Annotated in this window: 19 protein-coding genes and 4 tRNA genes; 17 read left to right on the top strand and 6 right to left on the bottom strand. The window is 57.1% G+C overall.

Annotation, left to right across the window (positions count from 1 at the left end; translation table 11 throughout):
- From wzxE to URZ40_RS16040, 9 genes are all read left to right on the top strand, one after another.
- On the top strand, positions 1-1,251 hold the full coding sequence (gene wzxE / locus URZ40_RS16000) for a lipid III flippase WzxE (RefSeq protein WP_316380859.1): 1,251 nt from the start codon (positions 1-3) through the stop codon (positions 1,249-1,251).
- On the top strand, positions 1,248-2,327 hold the full coding sequence (locus URZ40_RS16005; protein ID WP_316380861.1) for a TDP-N-acetylfucosamine:lipid II N-acetylfucosaminyltransferase: 1,080 nt from the start codon (positions 1,248-1,250) through the stop codon (positions 2,325-2,327). The genes wzxE and URZ40_RS16005 overlap by 4 nt, the downstream gene beginning before the upstream one ends.
- The gene (gene wzyE / locus URZ40_RS16010) at positions 2,324-3,676 is read left to right on the top strand and encodes an ECA oligosaccharide polymerase (RefSeq protein ID WP_320720830.1); all 1,353 of its coding nucleotides are present in this window, start codon (positions 2,324-2,326) and stop codon (positions 3,674-3,676) included. The genes URZ40_RS16005 and wzyE overlap by 4 nt, the downstream gene beginning before the upstream one ends.
- 12 nt (positions 3,677-3,688) lie before the next feature.
- Positions 3,689-4,429: a lipopolysaccharide N-acetylmannosaminouronosyltransferase gene (gene wecG, locus URZ40_RS16015; RefSeq protein ID WP_320720831.1), complete on the top strand. Its 741-nt coding sequence runs from the start codon at positions 3,689-3,691 to the stop codon at positions 4,427-4,429.
- A gap of 197 nt (positions 4,430-4,626) precedes the next feature.
- On the top strand, positions 4,627-6,012 hold the full coding sequence (locus URZ40_RS16020; protein ID WP_320720832.1) for an amino acid permease: 1,386 nt from the start codon (positions 4,627-4,629) through the stop codon (positions 6,010-6,012).
- Between the two features lie 102 nt (positions 6,013-6,114).
- Positions 6,115-6,191: transfer RNA gene (locus tag URZ40_RS16025), tRNA-Arg, on the top strand.
- Between the two features lie 68 nt (positions 6,192-6,259).
- A tRNA-His gene (locus URZ40_RS16030) sits at positions 6,260-6,335 on the top strand.
- 21 nt (positions 6,336-6,356) lie between these two features.
- Positions 6,357-6,442: transfer RNA gene (locus tag URZ40_RS16035), tRNA-Leu, on the top strand.
- Between the two features lie 45 nt (positions 6,443-6,487).
- Positions 6,488-6,564 (top strand) — tRNA-Pro (locus URZ40_RS16040).
- Positions 6,565-7,070: 506 nt separating this feature from the next.
- Here URZ40_RS16040 and URZ40_RS16045 read toward each other — a convergent pair.
- The 5 genes from URZ40_RS16045 to hemC form a co-directional block, all read right to left on the bottom strand.
- Complete coding sequence (locus tag URZ40_RS16045; RefSeq protein WP_320720833.1) at positions 7,071-8,282, bottom strand: MFS transporter; 1,212 nt, start codon at positions 8,280-8,282, stop codon at positions 7,071-7,073.
- A 169-nt stretch (positions 8,283-8,451) separates the two neighbouring features.
- Complete coding sequence (hemY, locus tag URZ40_RS16050) at positions 8,452-9,651, bottom strand: protoheme IX biogenesis protein HemY (RefSeq protein WP_116343728.1); 1,200 nt, start codon at positions 9,649-9,651, stop codon at positions 8,452-8,454.
- Between the two features lie 2 nt (positions 9,652-9,653).
- The gene (gene hemX / locus URZ40_RS16055; RefSeq protein WP_316380867.1) at positions 9,654-10,835 is read right to left on the bottom strand and encodes a uroporphyrinogen-III C-methyltransferase; all 1,182 of its coding nucleotides are present in this window, start codon (positions 10,833-10,835) and stop codon (positions 9,654-9,656) included.
- 20 nt (positions 10,836-10,855) lie between these two features.
- Entirely contained in the window at positions 10,856-11,596 is a 741-nt protein-coding gene (gene hemD / locus URZ40_RS16060) for a uroporphyrinogen-III synthase (protein WP_163330939.1), read from the bottom strand.
- Positions 11,593-12,534 carry a hydroxymethylbilane synthase gene (gene hemC / locus URZ40_RS16065; RefSeq protein ID WP_162874998.1) on the bottom strand — a complete coding sequence of 314 codons (942 nt, stop codon included), beginning with the start codon at positions 12,532-12,534 and terminating at the stop codon, positions 11,593-11,595. The genes hemD and hemC overlap by 4 nt, the downstream gene beginning before the upstream one ends.
- 350 nt (positions 12,535-12,884) lie before the next feature.
- Between hemC and cyaA the strand changes: the two genes are divergently transcribed.
- A complete protein-coding gene (cyaA, locus tag URZ40_RS16070) occupies positions 12,885-15,428 on the top strand; it encodes a class I adenylate cyclase (RefSeq protein WP_116343703.1) in 2,544 nt (847 codons plus the stop codon).
- A gap of 43 nt (positions 15,429-15,471) precedes the next feature.
- Here cyaA and cyaY read toward each other — a convergent pair whose 3' ends face one another.
- Positions 15,472-15,792: an iron donor protein CyaY gene (cyaY, locus tag URZ40_RS16075; protein WP_003860816.1), complete on the bottom strand. Its 321-nt coding sequence runs from the start codon at positions 15,790-15,792 to the stop codon at positions 15,472-15,474.
- A gap of 135 nt (positions 15,793-15,927) precedes the next feature.
- Between cyaY and URZ40_RS16080 the strand changes: the two genes are divergently transcribed.
- From URZ40_RS16080 to ysgD, 7 genes are all read left to right on the top strand, one after another.
- Positions 15,928-16,131 (top strand): LPS translocon maturation chaperone LptM, encoded by a 204-nt coding sequence (locus URZ40_RS16080; RefSeq protein ID WP_041911830.1) that lies wholly within the window; start codon positions 15,928-15,930, stop codon positions 16,129-16,131.
- A 35-nt stretch (positions 16,132-16,166) separates the two neighbouring features.
- Entirely contained in the window at positions 16,167-16,991 is an 825-nt protein-coding gene (gene dapF, locus URZ40_RS16085; RefSeq protein ID WP_061096761.1) for a diaminopimelate epimerase, read from the top strand.
- Entirely contained in the window at positions 16,988-17,695 is a 708-nt protein-coding gene (locus tag URZ40_RS16090) for a DUF484 domain-containing protein (protein ID WP_116343704.1), read from the top strand. Before dapF ends, URZ40_RS16090 begins: the two co-directional genes overlap by 4 nt.
- Positions 17,692-18,594 (top strand): tyrosine recombinase XerC, encoded by a 903-nt coding sequence (gene xerC, locus URZ40_RS16095; RefSeq protein WP_116343705.1) that lies wholly within the window; start codon positions 17,692-17,694, stop codon positions 18,592-18,594. The genes URZ40_RS16090 and xerC overlap by 4 nt, the downstream gene beginning before the upstream one ends.
- Entirely contained in the window at positions 18,594-19,310 is a 717-nt protein-coding gene (gene yigB / locus URZ40_RS16100; RefSeq protein WP_163330937.1) for a 5-amino-6-(5-phospho-D-ribitylamino)uracil phosphatase YigB, read from the top strand. The genes xerC and yigB overlap by 1 nt, the downstream gene beginning before the upstream one ends.
- 107 nt (positions 19,311-19,417) lie before the next feature.
- A complete protein-coding gene (uvrD, locus tag URZ40_RS16105; RefSeq protein WP_045631335.1) occupies positions 19,418-21,580 on the top strand; it encodes a DNA helicase II in 2,163 nt (720 codons plus the stop codon).
- Positions 21,581-21,729: 149 nt separating this feature from the next.
- A complete protein-coding gene (gene ysgD, locus URZ40_RS16110; protein ID WP_212743980.1) occupies positions 21,730-21,786 on the top strand; it encodes a YsgD/CorL family protein in 57 nt (18 codons plus the stop codon).
- Positions 21,787-21,834 lie beyond the last annotated feature (48 nt).

Genomic DNA, 21,834 nt, shown 5'->3' on the forward strand with positions numbered 1-21,834 from the left:
ATGTCTCTGGCAAAAGCATCGGTGTGGACCGCCGCGTCCACGCTTGTAAAAATTGGTGCCGGACTGCTGGTCGTCAAGCTGCTCGCCGTCTCATTTGGGCCCTCTGGTGTGGGGCTGGCGGGCAACTTCCGCCAGCTTGTCACCGTCCTTGGTGTGCTGGCCGGTGCCGGAATCTTCAACGGCGTGACCAAATACGTTGCTCAATATCATGATGATGCGGCCCAGCTTCGCAGGGTAGTGGGCACCGCGTCGGCGATGGTGACAGGCTTTTCGACCCTGCTGGCGATTGTGTTTCTGCTGGCGGCGGCGCCCATCAGCCAGGGATTGTTCGGGCACACCCATTACCAGGGGCTGGTCCGTCTGGTTGCGCTGGTCCAGATGGGCATTGCCTGGGCTAACCTGCTGCTGGCGCTGATGAAAGGTTTTCGCGATGCTGCCGGGAACGCGCTTGCCTTAATCCTGGGCAGCGTCATCGGCGTGATTGCCTATTACTTCTGCTATCGCCTGGGCGGCTATGAAGGCGCACTGCTGGGGCTTGCGCTGGTCCCGGCGCTGGTTGTTGTGCCTGCGGCATTTATGCTGATGCGTCGGGGTGTTATCCCTCTGAGCTACCTGAAACCACAATGGGACAAGGTGCTTGTCAGCCAGCTGGGTAAGTTTACCCTGATGGCGCTCATTACTTCCGTCACGCTGCCAGTGGCATACGTGATGATGCGAAACCTGCTGGCGGCGCATTACAGCTGGGATGAGGTGGGGATCTGGCAAGGGGTAAGCAGTATTTCCGACGCTTACCTCCAGTTTATAACGGCTTCCTTTAGCGTTTATTTGCTGCCAACCTTATCGCGCCTGACGTCCAGGCAGGATATTACCCGAGAAATTTCCCGCTCCTTGCGTTTCGTATTACCCGCTGTGGCGGCGGCCAGTTTGACCGTCTGGCTATTGCGCGATGTTGCCATCTGGCTGCTTTTCTCCGCAAAGTTTACCGCCATGCGCGATCTCTTTGCCTGGCAACTGGTGGGCGATGTGCTGAAAGTGGGGGCTTACGTTTTCGGCTATCTGGTGATTGCGAAAGCTTCGCTGCGGCTGTATATCCTGGCGGAGATTAGCCAGTTTGCGCTACTGACAGCATTTTCACACTGGCTGATACCCGCGCACGGTGCGCTGGGGGCGGCTCAGGCCTATATGGCAACCTATATCGTTTATTTCGCTGCCTGCTGCGGCGTATTTTTATTGTGGCGTAAACGCGCATGACTGCACTGATTCATATCCTGGGATCGGATATCCCACACCATAACCAGACCGTTTTGCGGTTCTTTAACGACGAGCTGGCATCAGGAAATCCTGATGCGCGCGAGTTTATGGTTGCAGGTCAGGATAATGGCCTGAGCGCGGCGTTTCCGGCGCTGACTATCGCCTTCTGGCCGGATAAAGCTTCCCTGGCGAAGGCGGTTATTGCCAAAGCCAAAGCGGATCGTGAGCAACGTTTCTTTTTCCACGGGCAGTTCAATACCGGCCTGTGGCTGGCTCTGCTCAGCGGGGGAATTAAACCCTCCCAGTGCAGCTGGCATATCTGGGGAGCCGATCTCTACGAAGTTTCCCGCGGCTGGAAGTTCCGTCTTTTCTATCCCCTGCGTCGCATGGCGCAGGGAAGGGTGGGCCGCGTTTTTGCCACCCGCGGCGATCTGAATTATTTTGCGAAGCAGCACCCGAACGTGCGCGGCGAGCTACTCTATTTCCCAACCCGTATGGACCCGGCGCTGAACACCATGGCGAATGACGCGGTTCGCGAAGGCAAGCTGACGATCCTGGTGGGGAATTCCGGCGACCGCAGTAACGAGCATGTGGCCGCGCTACGGGCGGTATACCAGCAGTTTGGCGACACGGTGAACGTGGTGGTGCCGATGGGTTATCCGGCCAACAACGACGCCTACATTGATGAGGTTCGCCAGCAGGGGCTTGCGTTATTCAGCGAAGGAAATCTGCACATTCTCAGCGAAAAGCTGGAGTTTGATGACTATCTTGCGCTGCTGCGAAAATGCGATCTGGGCTATTTCATCTTTGCCCGCCAGCAGGGTATTGGTACGCTGTGCCTGCTGATTCAGGCGGGTGTACCGTGCGTGCTCAACCGCGACAACCCGTTCTGGCAGGACATGGCCGAGCAGCATATTCCGGTGCTGTTCACCTCAGACACGCTGAATGTCGAAGTGGTGCGTGAAGCACAGCGCCAGCTCACGCTGGTGGATAAAAATAGCATCGACTTTTTCAGCCCGAATTACCTCACGCCGTGGCACCGCGCGCTGCGTATCGCTTCAGGAGACAACGCATGAGTCAGTTGCAATTCAGCGGCTTACTGGTTGTCTGGCTTCTGAGCTCCCTGTTTATCGCCACGCTCACCTGGTTTGAGTTCCGCCGCGTGCGCTTCAACTTTAACGTGTTCTTCTCGTTGCTGTTTCTGCTGACCTTCTTTTTCGGCTTCCCGCTGACCAGCATTCTGGTCTTCCGTTTTGACGTGAGCGTCGCGCCGCCGGAGATTCTCCTCCAGGCCCTGCTGGCGGCGACCTGCTTCTATGCGGTTTACTACGTCACCTATAAAACGCGTCTGCGGCCAGCGCAGGCCGCCGCCCCGCGTCGGGCGCTCTTTACCATGAACCGGGTGGAGACCCATCTGACGTGGGTGATGCTCATGACCATCGCCCTGGTCAGCGTTGGCATCTTCTTCATGCATAACGGCTTCCTGCTGTTTAAGCTCCACTCCTACAGCCAGATTTTTTCGGCCGAAGTCTCAGGCGTGGCGCTTAAGCGATTCTTCTATTTCTTCATCCCGGCGATGCTGGTGATCTTCTTCCTGCGCCAGGACAGCAAAGCGTGGCTGTTCTTCCTGGTCAGTACCGTTGCGTTCGGTATCCTGACCTACATGATTGTGGGCGGTACGCGCGCCAACATTATCATTGCTTTCGCTATCTTCCTGTTTATCGGCATTATCCGCGGCTGGATCTCGCTGTGGATGCTGGTTGCGGCAGGCGTGTTTGGCATTGTGGGGATGTTCTGGCTGGCGCTGAAGCGCTACGGGATGAACGTGGCGGGCGATGAGGCATTTTACACGTTCCTCTACCTGACGCGCGACACCTTCTCGCCGTGGGAAAATCTGGCATTGCTGCTGCAAAACTACGACAAGATTGATTTCCAGGGGCTGGCGCCGATTGTTCGCGACTTCTACGTCTTTATCCCGAGCTGGCTGTGGCCGGACCGCCCTGGTGTGGTGCTCAATACCGCGAACTATTTTACCTGGGAAGTGCTCAACAACCATTCGGGCCTGGCGATCTCGCCAACGTTGATTGGTTCCCTGGTGGTGATGGGAGGAGGCTGGTTTATCCTGCCGGGCGCGTTTGTCGTAGGGCTGATTATCAAGTGGTTCGACTGGCTCTACGTGCGTGGTAACGAAGAGACCAACCGCTACAAGGCGGCTATTTTGCACAGTTTTTGCTTTGGTGCCATTTTCAATATGATCGTTCTGGCGCGCGAGGGTCTGGACTCGTTCGTTTCACGCGTGGTTTTCTTCATGGTCGTTTTTGGCATCTGCCTGTTACTGGCCAAACTGTTGTACTGGCTGTTCGACAGCGCAGGGCTTGTGCACAAGCGCGAGCAACAGGGCAACACAACGCTGTCGCAAGTCTGAGTAGGGAAAGTAATGACTGATAAAATTTCTGCACCGCGCTATGCGCTTCGTGGCCTGCAGCTTATTGGCTGGCGCGACATGCAGCACGCGCTGGACTTTCTGTTCGCCGACGGGCAGATGAAATCCGGTACGCTGGTTGCTATCAACGCGGAAAAGATGCTGGCGGTGGAAGATAACGCCGAGGTGAAAAGCCTGATTGAAGCGGCTGAATTTAAATACGCGGACGGTATCAGCGTGGTCCGCTCTATCCGTAAAAAGTATCCTGACGCTAATGTTTCCCGCGTGGCGGGTGCCGACCTCTGGGAGCAGCTTATGGCCCGCGCAGGCGCGGAAGGTACGCCAGTCTTCCTGATTGGCGGTAAGCCTGAAGTGCTGGCCGAGACCGAAGAGAAACTGCGTCGTCAATGGAATGTGAATATCGTCGGCAGCCAGAATGGTTACTTCAAGCCTGAAGACCAGCAGGCTTTGTTTGCCCGCGTGCGCGACAGCGGGGCAAAAATCGTCACCGTGGCGATGGGGTCCCCACGCCAGGAGATCCTGATGCGCGACTGCCGTCTGGTCTGTCCGGATGCCCTCTATATGGGCGTCGGCGGCACCTACGACGTCTTTACCGGCCATGTTAAGCGTGCGCCAAAGGTCTGGCAAAATCTGGGGCTGGAGTGGCTTTACCGCCTGCTATCGCAACCGACGCGCATTAAACGACAGATTCGTCTGCTTCGTTACCTCGCCTGGCAGTATACCGGGAAAATGTAATCAGAATGCAGCGCGATATGCTATTCGCGCTGCAACTCGCCTGCAAAACTGCTGATATTCTGTGCAATGCATTCATTTTTTTAATGCATCGTTTGCCATTTGGCCGATTTTAAGAAACCATTCGCACCGTATTTTAGTACCCCTAAAAAACAACAACCGGTATTAAGCCGGGAAACAGCAAACACAATCGAGGATCTATGGCAGAGAAACAACCGGAGCTACAGCGTGGGCTGGAAGCTCGTCACATCGAACTGATAGCGCTGGGCGGCACTATCGGCGTTGGCCTGTTTATGGGCTCCGCAAGCACCCTAAAATGGGCAGGCCCTTCCGTATTACTGGCGTATATCATCGCCGGGCTGTTTGTTTTCTTCATCATGCGCTCAATGGGTGAAATGCTCTTTCTGGAGCCGGTGACCGGTTCCTTCGCCGTTTACGCACACCGTTACATGAGCCCGTTCTTTGGTTACCTGACGGCCTGGTCATACTGGTTTATGTGGATGGCGGTGGGCATCTCTGAAATCACCGCGATAGGGGTTTACGTCCAGTTCTGGTTCCCGGACATGGCCCAGTGGATACCGGCTCTCATTGCCGTGGGGCTGGTGGCCCTGGCAAACCTTGCAGCCGTGCGCCTTTACGGTGAAATCGAGTTCTGGTTTGCGATGATCAAAGTGACCACGATCATCGTGATGATTGTTATTGGTTTGGGCGTGATTTTTTATGGCTTTGGCAACGGCGGACACGCCATCGGCTTTAGCAACCTGACTGAACACGGCGGCTTCTTCGCCGGCGGCTGGAAGGGCTTCCTGACGGCGCTGTGTATCGTTGTGGCCTCGTACCAGGGTGTGGAGCTGATCGGGATTACCGCCGGTGAAGCGAAAAACCCGCAGGTCACGCTGCGTAGTGCGGTGGGCAAAGTGCTGTGGCGTATCCTGATTTTCTACGTGGGTGCGATCTTCGTCATCGTCACCATCTTCCCGTGGAACGAAATTGGGACGACGGGGAGTCCGTTCGTATTAACCTTTGCGAAGATCGGAATTACAGCAGCAGCGGGTATCATCAACTTTGTGGTTCTGACGGCAGCGCTGTCAGGCTGTAACAGCGGGATGTACAGCTGTGGCCGTATGCTCTACGCGCTTTCGAAAAATAACCAGCTGCCTGCGACAATGAGTAAAGTCTCACGTGCTGGCGTGCCGGTAGCGGGCGTAGCGGTCTCCATTGTCATCCTGCTGATTGGTTCCTGCCTGAATTACATCATTCCTAATCCACAGCGCGTGTTTGTTTACGTCTACAGCGCCAGCGTGCTGCCGGGCATGGTGCCGTGGTTTGTTATCCTCATCAGCCAACTGCGTTTCCGCCATGCGCATAAAAAAGCGATCGCCAGCCATCCGTTTCGCTCGATTCTGTTCCCGTATGCGAACTATTTGACGATGGCGTTCCTGATTTGCGTATTAATTGGAATGTACTTTAATGAAGATACCCGCATGTCGCTGTTTGTCGGGCTGATCTTCCTGGCGGCAGTGACGGCCGCGTATAAGCTTTTTGGCCTGGGTCGCCGTGCCACCACGCAGAAAGTGGAGGAATAAGCGGCAAAATGTGCAAACCATAACCAAACGCGCATTTTTTTCAAAAAAGCACTAGACAGCGGGGGCGGAGGTACGTAATATCCAGCCCCGCAACGGCGCTAAGCGCCCGTAGCTCAGCTGGATAGAGCGCTGCCCTCCGGAGGCAGAGGTCTCAGGTTCGAATCCTGTCGGGCGCGCCATTTTAGTTCCCGGCGCTAGAGCTGCGGTGGTCTGAGAAGTAGTCAGTACCGCGTGAAAGAATACAGTGGTGGCTATAGCTCAGTTGGTAGAGCCCTGGATTGTGATTCCAGTTGTCGTGGGTTCGAATCCCATTAGCCACCCCATTATTGAAAGAGTTGTGAATTGCGAAGGTGGCGGAATTGGTAGACGCGCTAGCTTCAGGTGTTAGTGTCCTTAGGATGTGGGGGTTCGAGTCCCCCCCCTCGCACCACGACTTTTTAATAAATTGAACTAAAAATTCAAAAAAGCAGTACATCGGCGAGTAGCGCAGCTTGGTAGCGCAACTGGTTTGGGACCAGTGGGTCGGAGGTTCGAATCCTCTCTCGCCGACCAATTTTGAACCCCGCTTCGGCGGGGTTTTTTGTTTTCTGCAACTTTTCTCCCCTGTAGTTATCCCCCGACAGCGCCCTGTATCACTGTCGCGATTCAGCGACATACAACCATTTGAAATTACAAGAAATAATTATTTACGGGATTTGCTGTCTCTTCCTGGCGACATATTTATGCTTTTGCCGATACGTTGTGAAGCGTCAGATGCCGCTGAACAGCATAATTTCCTTTTATCTTAAAATGTTGCGCCATGTAAAACTTCTGCGTGTAAATCTGGCACGTTACGTGCAATAATATACGCGTAGATGCTCATTCCATCTCTTATGTTCGCCTTAGTGCCTCATAAACTCAGGAATGACGCAGAGCCATTTACGGTGCTTATCGTCCACTGACAGATGTCGCTTCGGCCTCATCAGACACCATGGACATAACGTTGAGTGAAGCACCAAATATGTTGTCTTACAGACCTGTTTTAACGCCTGCTTTTATAGCAGGCGTTTTTTTATGTCTTATTCCCGATAAAAGCGCATGATGAGGGCAACCATCAGCAGAGCCGCTGACGAAACCATATAAAGCGCCTGTACTGAGCCAAACTCTGATGCCACTATCGCTGCTACTCCGGTAAAAAGAGAGGCACTGAGCGTTTGCCAGCGCCAGGCTTTACCGCTGGCTATAGCGGTTTGCGCGGCCTGAAAATTACTGAGTACGCCAAACGTACCCGCCGCAAAAAGCACGTTTGAGGCCAGATGCGCGACAAAGATCATCCCCAGCGCATACCCTATCCAGCCGGCCATAAACGGCAGCATTCCATAAGCGGCCAGAAAGATGCCGAGGCAAAGCAACAGTCGCGGCGTATGAGCCGCAAAACGCGCCAGGCTGTCTCTTTGCAGCAGCAGAGGGCCGCAAAGCTGCCCCATACTCCTCGCGAAAAGCAAAGGCAGAGCAAGGCCCGCCGCGTCCTGAGGACGGAGCTGCTGGGCCAGCGCCGGAAGAAGCGCCATCGCAGGTGACCCGACGGCGGCCAGCGCCGGCAAAATGAGCAAGCTGCGTTTCTGCCGAACGGTCAATGTCTGCCAGCGCAATGTCGCTGAAGCCCCCTTTTCTACACGGCCGGTGCGTGACGCCGAAGTAAACAGGCCTCCCGCCAGCCATAGCATGGCCAGCGACCCGAGAAAGCTGATGGCATCAATGGCCAGCAAGGCGAGCAAGGGTATCTTCTGAAAAAGCACCACGCCCAGCCCGGTACCTAATAACACCTGAGACGCAAAAATCACATTTTCCAGGCAGGTGGCGGCAGGCAGTTCCGTTTCGCTGAGTCCGCGCTTAAAGAGTAAGGTCAGCGCGGGCCAGCTCATCCCGCTGAGCAGCGCTTCGGTGGATTGCACGGCGAGTAACGCGGCAACGCTATGATAACCCACGCCAAGCAGGGGAAAGAGCAGGGCAAGTAAGCCCAGTCCTTCGGTCAATATCAGCAGGGATATCGGAGAAAAGCGTGAGCACAGCCTTTCGCCGAGCATGCTGCCGATAAACCCCGGCACCGTGGCGAACAGAAAAGCGAGGGTCAGCAGCGCTGGCGGGGCCGACCACGCTAACAGCAGACCGAAGACGACGACCTGGGTTAACCCATTTCCCAGAGAAGAGAAGATAAAAGCACAAGCAAGCAGGCGCAGCCAGCGATGGCAGCGCAGCGCTTCAATAAGCGCGTATAAAAGCGAGTTCATGGCGCTTTCCTTTCAGAAACGATTTAGTCCATGCGCAGATCGCGCATGTGCGAAAAAAAGTTAATGAAAAGATATCGTTACATTGGCGGGTTCGTTTGCGGCTGTCGGTGTAAAGAATGTAGCAGGAAAACAGTGATAAAAAAAGGAGGCCGTCTGGCCTCCTGATGAATTACTGCTGCGTTCCGTTATTTTGCAGCGTCAATAACAGCCCATCACGCCGCATGGCGGCCGCCTCTTCTGGCTTATGCTGTTTGTCGAGCGTATCGGCAAGCCACGCGTAGTCAAATGCGTCCGGACGCTGTTTCAGCGCCGCACGGAAGGCCAGGCTCGCCTCCTGCCATTCCCCGTGCTTCATCAGCGACTGGCCCAGCGTACTCCACAGCAGCGGACGGTCACCGACGGTTTTGATCTGCTGGCGCAGCACTTTCTCGACCTGCTCAGGGTTATTGGTTTTCAGGCGCGGGATCACCATGACCAGACGATCGTCGTACTGGCGCTTCAGGCCGTCGAGGAGGATCTCCTGCGCGGTGTCATGATCGTCACACTCAATAAGATGTTCCGCCATAGCCACCTGCAGAGGAACCTGCTGGCGCGTTTTCCGGCTCTGATTTTTCCACCAGGTTTTCAGACCGTCGCTGCCCAGGTCGGCGCGCGCCTGATCCATCAGGCCAATCCATGCCAGACGCTGAAGCTCATCACGATGCTCATCATCACCCACCTCGGCCTTCGCCATCGACGGAATGATGTCCAGCAGCGAACCCCACGCACCGGTACGAATATAGGCCTGCTCCGCAAGGCGCAGGACTTCCGGATGACGTGGTGCGATTTCCAGCAGACGGTCAATGCCGTGGCGCGCCGCGTGGTTCTCATTGCGCGCGAGCTGCAGGCGGACGCGGGTAATTTCCACTGGGATCGGGTCGCCAGACGCCAGTTCAGACGCGCGTTCCAGATGCTGGTTAGCGCGGGCTTCATCACCGCGCTGCTGGGCCGCTTCGGCTGCCAGAAGATAGTTCACCACTGGCTGTTCTGCGTGATCGGCGTTTTTCGACATCAGCTTTTCAACCTGCTGATAATCGCCTTCGGCCAGCTTCAGCAGCGCCTGTTCCGTTTGCTTACGGGCGCGGCGGCGCTTACGGCCTACGAACCAGCCGCGGGTATGGGCACCGGTACGGAAAATACGGCGCAGGATCCATTCAACGGCAAGCAGTACCACGACGCCGAGGATCAGAACGATCGCCAGACCCGTTACGCTGGTTTCAATGTTGTAGTTATCGGTCTGGATCAGGACGTATCCCTGATGACCCGCAAGCATCGGCCCCAGGACGATCCCGGCGATCAGCAGGATGAAGAGTAAAAGGACTTTTAGCATCATTACTCTCCCTGTGGCGCGCTTTCAGGCGCTGGCGCTGTGCCGGTCTGCTCGGCCGGAACGCCCGGCTGCGCCAGCAGGTTACGCACGCGCGTCTGCATCAGCTTCTCCAGAATCGGCTGGCTGGCCAGCTTATCCGGCACGTTCATGGTGATGTTCTGCTGGCTCAGCTTGTCGATATCTTCGAGGAAGGCGGTGGTCGTCGCATCATCGGTGTTGTAGTAGGCGCGTACCCACGTTGAGACGTTATCCAGCGCCTGTTTGTAGGTCTCTTCCTGATGGCGCGGCACGGCCTGCGCCGCGACCAGCAGGCGGGAACGGATATTTTCGCGCAGATAGATATCCTGATTCGGCGCCAGGAGCGGTACGGCGGTTTCGTCGCGGCGACGGATGGTAATGAAGCTGTCCATAAAGTTCTGCCAGCTTTTCTGCAGGTTTATGCGCCATTCGCTCAGGGAGCTGGAAAGTTCGGTACCGTCGGAATCCATCGGGGAGTCGTCGTCGTTATTATCCGCCAGCTGCAGGTTATCAATTTGATTCGAAAGCTGGTTCACCTTGAGGATAATGCCGTCGTAATCCACCTGCGAAACGGCGGAGAGGCTGGCAATATCTTCGGTAATCGCGCGACGTGCGGTAATGAGGCTTGGATCGTTCATGTCTGCCAGGCTCGCATCGGCGCTTTTCAGCAGCGCGGCGGCGGTGGTCACGTCCTGATCGCTCCACAGCTTACGCCCGGCGAGTTTTACGAGGAAATCGGCCTGCGAGAGCAGCCAGGTTTTGGCATCGGTGCCGGAAATCGTGGCGACTTTCTGCTGTACTTCACCCAGCTGTTTTGTCAGCTCTTCCTGTTTACTGTTTGCCTCGGCTAGCGCGGCGGCCTGCTGCTTAATCACCGCTTCCAGCTCGGTTTTCTGCGTTTCCTGCGCTTTTTGCAGGGAGGTAAGCTGATTCACCAGCGTATCGCTGGTGGCCGTCTGGTTAGCACTCTGTTGCTTCACCAGACCATACAGGCCAACGCCGGCTGCCAGCGCAATGGCGATGGCAATCGCGCTCAAAGCGAGGCTGGTTTTATTGCTGCCGTTTTTCTTCTCAGCGGTTTTCTCAGTCGTCTCTGGCTGTGGCATTATGTCCACAGTCTCCCTGGTCTCTTCAACCACGGCGGAGGATTTTTCGTGTTCCGTCATTATGGCTTCCCATTTGAGAGTTATTGTAATGCGCGCAGCAGCGCATCGTTGTCGGCGTTATCAGCGATCCGAATATCCTGCCAGCCCAGTTCCCGGGCGAGGTTCGCCAGACGCTCACTGACGACCAGAAGCCGACAGCGGAGTAACCAGTTTTCGCGATACCAAAGCGGTATCAGCGACCAAAGCTGTTGTAACATTTCACCGCTGGTGACCACCAGCGTATTAATTCCGCGCGCGTGCCAGCGCATGGCCTCTTCCGCGCCGTCGTAGTGTTTCCCACAGCGCTGGTAGCACTCAACAAACGTAACGTCAGCCCCGCGTTCACGCAGCGTTTCGCCCAGCAGTTCGCGGCCTCCGTTGCCGCGCAAAATAAGCGCGCGCTTTCCGGCAATAGTTTGTAATTCAGGTAATTGTAGCAAGACTTCGCTGATTTCCCGATCTAACGGATAACGAACATCCGCGCCGCTTACGGTATGAAGCGCCAGTGCCGTTGTGCGGCCAATCGCGAAATAGCGCGGAGCGACAGGCCAGGCCAGGCCCTGCTGTTGCAGCTGCGCGTGGGCAAATTCCACGGCATGCTGCGATAGCGCAAACAGCAGGTCGCCTTCCTGCAGGGTATTCATCTGGTCGGCGAGCGCAGAGAGCTCCCGACCGGGGGAGAATTCAATCAGCGGAAAACTCCAGGCCACCTGCCCCAGTGCGCGCAGACGGCTCACTAACTGCTCTCCTGCGGGAGAAGGGCGGGTGACAAGAATACTCATGCAGGGGGTTCTCCGTTATAGACCTCGGCCAGAATTTCACGCGCGCCGTTATTCAGCAGCTCTTCCGCCAGCGACACGCCAAGCTGCTCGGCATCCTGCGGCTTGCCGCGACGTTCGCCGCGCACCATCTGTGAACCATCCGGGGCGCCGACCAGCGCACGCAGCCACAGTTCACCATCGGTTAATTCAGCATAGCTGCCAATAGGCACCTGACACCCTCCTTCGAGGCGGGTATTCATCGCCCGCTCGGCTTTTACGCGGGTAGCGGTTTCGTCATGGTTCAGCGGGGCGAGCAGTTCGCGGGTGCGCGCATCGTCCAGACGGCACTCGATACCGACGGCACCCTGACCCACGGCCGGCAGCGACAGCTCTGGCGGCAACGCCACGCGAATGCGTGACTCCAGCCCCAGACGCTTCAGGCCGGCAACGGCGAGAATAATGGCATCGTAATCGCCGTTATCCAGCTTGCCCAGACGCGTGCCAACGTTGCCGCGCAGCGAGCGGATGATAAGGTCAGGACGACGCTCCGCCAGCTGACACTGACGGCGTAAACTGGACGTGCCAACCACGCTACCCGCAGGCAGCGCGTCGAGCGAGTCATAGTGGTTAGAGACAAACGCGTCACGCGGGTCTTCGCGCTCGCAGATGGTCACCAGCCCCAGCCCTTCCGGGAACTCGACGGGCACGTCCTTCATCGAATGTACGGCGATATCGGCGCGGTTCTCAAGCAATGCCAGTTCCAGCTCTTTGACAAACAAGCCCTTGCCGCCCACTTTCGCCAGGGGCGTATCCAGGATCACGTCACCGCGCGTGACCATCGGCACCAGCTCGACGCGCAATCCACTGTGGCAGGCTTCAAGGCGCTGCTTAACATAATGTGCCTGCCAGAGCGCGAGAGGGCTTTGGCGTGTGGCAATTCTCAAAACATTGTCTAACATGCTTGTTACCGTCATTATCAATCGCTAACCATCCTAACATTGTTGACTCTGGGATGGCAGTTTTACGGTTGATGAAGCGCGAGAGGGACAAGGCGGCGTATTCGTCAGCCATAGCCGTATTCAGGAATTTACACGTACAGAACGGTGCTACACTTGTATGTAGCGCATCTTTCTTTACGGTCAACCGGCAAGGTGTTAAATTGATCACGTTTTAGACCATTTTTTCGTCGGTACCACCATAATCACAAGGGCGAAAAAAGGGTAACGGTTATCTTTTTGAAATACTGCGGGCTCGCTGTTGTTCGTGTTTTGAATAGCTTACGACACCCGGAAACATCAGGCGATACGTCTTGTACCTCTATATTGAGACTCTGAAACAGAGACTGGATGCCATAAATCAACTGCGTGTGGATCGCGCGCTTGCTGCCATGGGCCCTGCTTTCCAGCAGGTATACAGTCTGCTGCCGACATTATTGCACTATCACCATCCGCTGATGCCTGGCTACCTTGATGGTAACGTTCCCCAGGGCATTTGCCTCTTCACGCCTGATGAAACCCAACAGCATTATCTGAACGAGCTGGAACTCTACCGCGGCATGCCGCCTCAGGTTTCTCCGAAAGGTGAACTGCCTATCACCGGCGTTTACTCGATGGGGAGTACCTCATCGGTAGGGCAGAGCTGTTCTTCGGACCTGGATATCTGGGTCTGCCATCAATCCTGGCTCGATAACGAAGAGCGCCAACTGCTGCAGCGTAAATGCAGCCTGCTGGAGAGCTGGGCGGCCTCGCTCGGCGTGGAAGTGAGCTTCTTCCTGATTGATGAAAACCGTTTCCGCCATAACGAAAGCGGCAGCCTGGGTGGTGAAGACTGCGGCTCGACTCAGCACATCCTGCTGCTGGATGAATTTTACCGTACTGCCGTTCGCCTCGCCGGGAAGCGTATTCTGTGGAATATGGTCCCGTGCGAAGAAGAAGAGCATTACGACGACTACGTCATGTCGCTTTACGCGCAGGGCGTACTGACGCCAAACGAATGGCTGGACCTGGGCGGCCTCAGCTCTCTGTCCGCCGAAGAGTACTTTGGCGCAAGCCTCTGGCAGCTCTACAAAAGTATCGATTCACCGTATAAAGCGGTGCTGAAAACGCTGCTGCTCGAAGCCTACTCGTGGGAATACCCTACGCCGCGCCTGCTGGCGAAAGATATCAAGCAGCGCCTGCACGACGGGGAGATTGTCTCCTACGGGCTCGATGCCTACTGCATGATGCTGGAGCGCGTTACCGAATACCTGAAAGCCATTGATGATTCCACGCGTCTTGACCTGGTGCGTCGATGTTTCTATCTCAAAGTCTGTGAAAAGCTGAGCCGCGAGCGCGCCTGCGTGGGCTGGCGTCGTGAAGTGGTCAGTCAGCTAGTGAAAGAGTGGGGATGGGACGAAGCGCGTCTGTCCATGCTCGATAACCGCGCCAACTGGAAGATCGATCAGGTGCGTGAAGCGCACAATGAACTGCTCGACGCAATGATGCAGAGCTACCGTAACCTGATCCGCTTTGCGCGCCGCAACAACCTCAGCGTGTCCGCCAGCCCTCAGGATATCGGGGTGTTAACCCGTAAGCTGTACGCCGCGTTTGAAGCGCTCCCGGGCAAAGTGACCCTGGTTAACCCGCAGATTTCGCCTGACCTGTCTGAACCAAACCTGACCTTTATTTACGTGCCGCCGGGTCGCGCAAACCGCACCGGGTGGTATCTGTACAACCGTGCGCCAAGCATGGATTCGATCATCAGCCATCAGCCGCTGGAGTATAACCGCTACCTGAACAAGCTGGTGGCGTGGGCCTGGTTTAACGGCCTGCTGACCTCGCGCACGCGCCTGTTTATCAAGGGCAACGAGGTGGTCGATTTAGCCAAGCTGCAGGAGATGGTGGCGGATGTCTCGCACCACTTCCCGCTGCGTCTGCCTGCGCCAACGCCAAAAGCGCTCTACAGCCCGTGCGAGATCCGCCATCTGGCGATCATCGTCAACCTGGAATACGACCCGACGGCGGCCTTCCGCAATCAGGTGGTTCATTTTGACTTCCGCAAGCTGGACGTGTTCAGCTTTGGCGAGCAGCAAAACTGCCTGGTGGGCAGCGTAGACCTGCTGTACCGCAACTCGTGGAACGAAGTGCGTACCCTGCACTTTAACGGCGAGCAGGCGATGATCGAAGCGCTGAAAACCATTCTCGGCAAGATGCACCAGGATGCCGCGCCGCCGGACAGCGTCGAAGTGTTCTGCTACAGCCAGCACCTGCGTGGTTTAATTCGTACCCGCGTGCAGCAGCTGGTATCTGAATGTATCGAGCTACGTCTCTCCAGCACCCGTCAGGAAACCGGGCGCTTTAAAGCGCTGCGCGTCTCCGGGCAGACCTGGGGCCTGTTCTTCGAGCGTCTGAACGTGTCGGTACAGAAGCTGGAAAACGCCATTGAGTTCTACGGCGCGATTTCACACAACAAGCTGCATGGCCTCTCAGTTCAGGTGGAAACCAACCACGTCAAGCTGCCGCAGGTGGTGGACGGCTTTGCCAGTGAAGGGATTATTCAGTTCTTCTTTGAAGAGTCTGGCGACGATGCCGGGTTCAACATCTACATTCTGGATGAGACCAACCGCGCCGAGGTGTATCACCACTGTGAAGGCAGCAAAGAGGAGCTGGTGCGCGACGTCAGCCGCTTCTACTCTTCCTCGCATGACCGCTTTACCTACGGTTCCAGCTTTATCAACTTCAACCTGCCGCAGTTCTACCAGATTGTGAACGTGGATGGGCGAGCGCAGGTGATCCCGTTCCGTACGCAGGCGATTACCCCAGCAGTACCCGCTAATCAGGATACCGCACCGCTGTTGCAGCAATATTTCTCCTGAGGCTTTTCGCCCGGTGGCGGCTACGCCTTACCGGGCAACAAAACTACCTGAAACTTACATCCTCACCCGCCTGCGCGGTCGCGGCCTGTTCAAGAAGATCCCAGAACGTTTCGCCGCTGCGGTCGCAAACCCACTCGTCACCCTTCAGATCAAAGTGATAGCCGCCCTGTTTGGCCGCCAGCCACACCTGGTGAAGTGGTTCCTGGCGGTTAATAATAATTTTGCTGCCGTTTTCGAAGCTCAGGGTCAGAATGCCGCCGTTGATTTCACAATCGATATCGCTGTCGCCGTCCCAGTCGTCGATACGTTCTTCGATGGTCATCCACAGGGTGTCGGCAAGGCGATGGAATTCACTGTCGTTCATGGTTTTGTTCCTGTTTTTCGTGATGGCGGCAGTATAACGCTAAATAATTCCCGTTGCAGGAAAGCGGCAAACTCTTGCTTTTGTGTCTTCTCCTGCGATGATAGAAACAGATTTGAACTTACGGGCAACTTTATAATGAAAAACGCTTTCCGAACGCTTGCCGTTCTCATCACGCTGTTTAGCCTGACCGGCTGCGGACTGAAGGGACCACTCTACTTCCCACCTGCGGATAAAACCGCGCCGCCGCCGACAAAACCTGTTAACAGCGGCATCGAGTCTTCCACGCCAAAGACTAACGATCGTGGCGACAACGGTGGCCCAACTCAGGTTAACCTCTGACGACAACGTTCTGTACCCGCGCAATGGAGCAAATGATGCAGTTCTCTAAAATGCATGGCCTTGGCAACGATTTTATGGTCGTCGACGCGGTAACGCAGAATGTGTTTTTCTCCCCGGAGCTGATCCGTCGACTGGCGGATCGGCACGTGGGCGTGGGGTTCGATCAGCTGCTGGTGGTTGAGCCGCCCTACGATCCCGACCTCGATTTCCACTACCGTATTTTTAACGCGGACGGTAGCGAGGTTAACCAGTGCGGCAACGGCGCGCGCTGTTTTGCCCGCTTTGTCCGCCTGAAAGGGCTGACCAACAAGCGCGATATTCGGGTCAGCACCGCTAACGGCCGCATGGTGCTCAGCGTCACTGACGACGAGCTGGTGCGCGTGAATATGGGCGAGCCTAATTTCGAGCCTTCCGCCGTGCCGTTTCGCGCAAACAAAGCGGAAAAGACCTATATTATGCGTGCGGCCGAGCAGACAGTATTGTGCGGCGTCGTTTCGATGGGTAACCCGCACTGCGTGATTCAGGTGGATGACGTGGAAACTGCGGCGGTCGAAACGCTCGGTCCGGTGCTGGAAAGCCACGAGCGGTTCCCGGAGCGCGCGAACATCGGCTTTATGCAGGTGGTGAAGCGTGAGCACATCCGCCTGCGGGTGTACGAGCGCGGCGCGGGCGAGACTCAGGCCTGCGGAAGCGGTGCCTGTGCGGCCGTCGCCGTCGGGATCTCTCAGGGGTTACTGGCAGAAGAGGTTCGCGTGGAATTACCGGGCGGTCGGCTTGATATCGCCTGGAAAGGACCGGGTCATCCACTGTATATGACGGGCCCGGCGACACATGTTTATGACGGGTTTATCCATCTATGAAACAACCAGGGGAAGAACTGCAGGAAACAGTGACGGAACTGGACGACAGCGCTGTTGTTGATTATCTGCTGAACAATCCTGAGTTTTTTATTCGCAATGCGCGCGTCGTTGAACAGATGCGCGTGCCGCATCCGGTTCGCGGGACCGTGTCGCTGGTCGAATGGCACATGGCGCGCTCGCGCAACCACATCAATCAGCTTGAAGAGAACATGACGCTGCTGATGGAGCAGGCCAGCACCAACGAAAGCCTGTTCTATCGTCTGCTGCATCTTCAGGCGCGTCTGGCGTCGGCGCACAGCCTTGACGAGTTCCTCAGCCGCTTCCACCGCTGGGCCCGGGAGTTGGGGTTGGCAGGCGCAACGATTCGTCTGTTCCCTGACCGCTGGCGCATTGGCGCACCGTCGGGATTCACCCATCTGGCGCTCAGCCGTCAGGCGTTTGAGCCGCTGCGCATTCAGCGCCTGGGCCATGCGCACCACTATCTGGGGCCGCTTAACGGGCCAGAGCTGCTGGTGGTGTTACCGGAAGCCAAAGCGATTGGCTCGGTGGCAATGTCGCTGATGGGGCGCGATGGTGACCTGGGGGTAATATTATTTACCAGCCGCGACGCGCACCACTACGAGCAGGGGCAAGCCACGCACCTGCTGCAGGAGATCGCCCTGATGCTGCCCGAGCTGCTGGAGCGCTGGATTGAACGCGTATGACGGACGGACTGCTCGCCACTGACGTCTCGCGCTTTCTGCGCTATCTGGGCGTTGAGCGTCAGCTCAGCCCTGTCACGCTGCTCAACTATCAGCGTCAGCTTGATGCCATCATGCAGATTGCCGACGAAATCGGCCTGAAAAGCTGGCAACAATGTGATGCTGCCACGGTACGCGGGTTCGTCGTGCGTAGCCGAAAAAAAAATCTCAGTCCGGCAAGCCTGGCGCTACGGCTCTCCGCGCTGCGCAGTTTCTTCGACTGGCTGGTCAGCCAGGGCGGCCTGAAAGCCAACCCGGCGAAAGGGATCGCCACGCCGAAAGCTCCGCGCCATCTGCCGAAAAATATCGACGTCGACGACGTAAACCGCCTGCTGGATATCGATCTTAACGATCCGCTCGCCGTGCGCGACCGCGCGATGCTGGAGGTGATGTACGGCGCAGGCCTGCGTCTGTCTGAACTCGTTAACCTCGACTTAAAGCATCTCGATCTCGACACCGGCGAAGTGTGGGTGATGGGCAAGGGCAGCAAAGAGCGCCGCCTGCCGATTGGCCGCAATGCGGTCTCCTGGATTGAGCACTGGCTGGATCTGCGCGGCCTGTTTGGCGCGGAAGAAGATGCGCTGTTTTTATCGAAGCTCGGCAAGCGGATCTCGGCGCGTAATGTGCAGAAGCGCTTTGCGGAGTGGGGCATTAAGCAGGGGCTGAACAGCCACGTTCACCCGCACAAGCTGCGCCACTCCTTTGCGACACACATGCTGGAATCGAGCGGCGATCTGCGCGGCGTGCAGGAACTGCTTGGCCACGCGAATCTGTCGACCACTCAAATCTACACCCACTTAGACTTCCAACACCTTGCCTCGGTGTATGACGCGGCGCATCCACGCGCCAAACGGGGGAAATAATGCGTTTTTACCGCCCACTAGGTCAGATCTCAGCCCTGACGTTTGACCTTGATGACACCCTTTATGACAACCGCGAGGTGATCCTGCGTACCGAGCAGGAGTCGCTGGCGTTTGTACAGAACTACCACCCCGCGCTGAAAGCGATGCAGAACAAGGATTTCCAGAGGCTGCGCCAGTCCCTGCGGGAGACCGAACCGGACATTTACCATGATGTGACCGAATGGCGTCGCCGTGCGGTTGAGCAGGCGATGCTCAACGCTGGCCTGAGCGCGCAGGATGCGGCCATCGGTGCTGAAGCGGCAATGGAAAACTTCGCCAAATGGCGCAGCCGTATCGACGTGCCGCAGGAGACCCACGACACGCTGGCGACGCTTGCCGAAAAGTGGCCGCTGGTGGCCATTACCAACGGTAATGCCCAGCCGGAGCTGTTTGGCCTCAGCGATTACTTTGAGTTCGTGCTGCGCGCGGGTCCGCACGGGCGCGCGAAGCCGTTCAGTGACATGTACCATCTGGCGGCAGATAAACTTAACCTGCCGCTGGGTGAGATCCTGCACGTGGGGGATGACCTGACCACGGACGTGGCCGGCGCCATCCGCTGCGGGATGCAGGCCTGCTGGATCAGGCCAGAAAATGCGGAGCTGATGACCGCAACCGACAGCCGTCTTCTGCCGCACGTGGAAATTTCGCGGTTGGCATCCCTCACGACGCTGATATAATCACCAGTAATATTGTATAAATTACCAGGGGTTTGCAGTTGTAGGCCCGGTAAGCGAAGCGCCACCGGGCGCTTTGCTGTGTTCCTGAAGACTATGTGACGGTGCCAATGGACGTTTCTTACCTGCTCGACAGCCTTAATGACAAACAGCGTGACGCGGTTGCCGCCTCGCGCACCAACCTGCTGGTTCTGGCTGGGGCGGGCAGTGGTAAGACGCGCGTGCTGGTTCACCGCATCGCCTGGCTGCAGAGCGTGGAGAACTGCTCGCCGTACTCCATCATGGCGGTCACGTTTACCAACAAGGCGGCGGCGGAGATGCGCCACCGCATCGCCCAACTGATGGGCACCAGCCAGGGCGGCATGTGGGTTGGTACCTTCCACGGCCTGGCGCACCGCCTGCTGCGCGCGCACCATATGGACGCCAATCTGCCGCAGGATTTCCAGATCCTCGACAGCGAAGATCAGCTCCGTCTGCTGAAGCGCCTGATCAAGGCGATGAATCTCGACGAGAAGCAGTGGCCGCCGCGTCAGGCGATGTGGTACATCAACGGCCAGAAGGACGAGGGGCTGCGCCCGCACCACATTCAGAGCTTCGGCAACCCGGTCGAGCAGACCTGGCAGAACGTCTACAAGGCCTACCAGGAAGCGTGCGATCGCGCCGGCCTGGTGGATTTCGCCGAGCTGCTGCTGCGCGCCCACGAGCTGTGGCTCAACAAGCCGCACATCCTGCAGCACTACCGCGAACGCTTCACCAATATCCTGGTGGACGAATTCCAGGATACCAACAACATCCAGTACGCGTGGATCCGCCTGCTGGCGGGGGATACCGGCAAGGTGATGATCGTGGGCGATGACGACCAGTCGATCTACGGCTGGCGCGGGGCGCAGGTGGAGAACATCCAGCGCTTCCTCAACGATTTCCCCGGCGCGGAAACCATTCGTCTGGAGCAGAACTACCGCTCAACCAGCAACATCCTGAGCGCGGCCAACGCCCTGATTGAGAATAATAACGGGCGTCTGGGGAAAAAGCTGTGGACCGACGGCGTCGACGGCGAACCGATTTCGATTTACTGCGCCTTCAACGAGCTCGACGAAGCCCGGTTCGTGGTGAACCGCATCAAAACCTGGCAGGACAACGGCGGCGCGCTGGAGCAGTGCGCTATTCTCTACCGCAGCAACGCCCAGTCGCGCGTGCTGGAAGAGGCGCTGCTGCAGGTGAGCATGCCTTACCGCATTTACGGCGGCATGCGCTTCTTCGAGCGTCAGGAAATCAAAGATGCGCTCTCATACCTACGCCTGATCGCTAACCGCAACGACGACGCGGCGTTTGAGCGCGTCGTCAATACGCCGACGCGCGGCATTGGCGACCGTACGCTGGACGTAGTGCGTCAGGCCTCGCGCGATCGCCAGCTGACGCTGTGGCAGGCGTGCCGCGAGCTGCTCCAGGAAAAAGCCCTCGCCGGACGTGCCGCCAGCGCATTGCAGCGCTTCCTGGAATTAATCGACGCCCTGGCGCAGGAAACCGCCGACATGCCGCTGCACGTGCAGACCGACCGGGTGATTAAAGACTCCGGCCTGCGCACCATGTACGAGCAGGAAAAAGGCGAGAAGGGCCAGACCCGTATTGAGAACTTAGAGGAACTGGTCACGGCAACGCGCCAGTTCAGCTATAACGAAGAAGACGAAGATCTGATGCCGCTGCAGGCGTTCCTCTCCCACGCCGCGCTGGAAGCGGGTGAAGGGCAGGCGGACACCTGGCAGGATGCGGTTCAGCTGATGACCCTGCACTCCGCCAAAGGTCTGGAGTTCCCGCAGGTGTTCATCGTCGGGATGGAAGAAGGAATGTTCCCGAGCCAGATGTCGCTGGATGAAGGCGGGCGTCTGGAAGAGGAACGTCGACTGGCCTACGTGGGCGTGACGCGTGCGATGCAAAAGCTAACGCTAACCTACGCGGAAACCCGCCGCCTGTACGGTAAAGAGGTCTATCACCGTCCGTCGCGCTTTATCGGCGAACTGCCGGAGGAGTGCGTGGAGGAGGTGCGTCTGCGCGCCAGCATCAGCCGCCCGGTTAGCCATCCGCGCATGGGGTCGCCGATCTCTGAAACCGACACCGGTTATAAGCTTGGCCAGCGCGTGCGCCATTCGAAGTTTGGCGAAGGCACCATTGTGAATCTGGAAGGCAGCGGCGAGCACAGCCGCCTGCAGGTCGCGTTCCAGGGGCAGGGGATTAAATGGCTGGTGGCGGCCTATGCGAAGCTGGAAACAGTCTAACATTCAGAAAAATATCATTATTTTGTAATAATCTGCTAGCCTTATACGTTGAAGGTCAATTAATGCCCTTCAGCGTTCCGTTGCGTGTTGACGCCACAGTTATAGCTGGCGTAACATGCGCGCACGATTACGCTAAGAGGACATTCGCCTTGGACACACCCAGTAGATACTGGCTCAATTCCCTGTCATCCAGGAACAACTCCTAAGGCTATCTCCTCTTGCTGATGGCCTTAGTGGTTGTCAGCGACTGCATT

Source organism: Enterobacter sp. 296B2 (assembly GCF_034106185.1).
In the GTDB taxonomy this organism is placed as follows: Bacteria; Pseudomonadota; Gammaproteobacteria; order Enterobacterales; family Enterobacteriaceae; genus Enterobacter; species Enterobacter cloacae_N.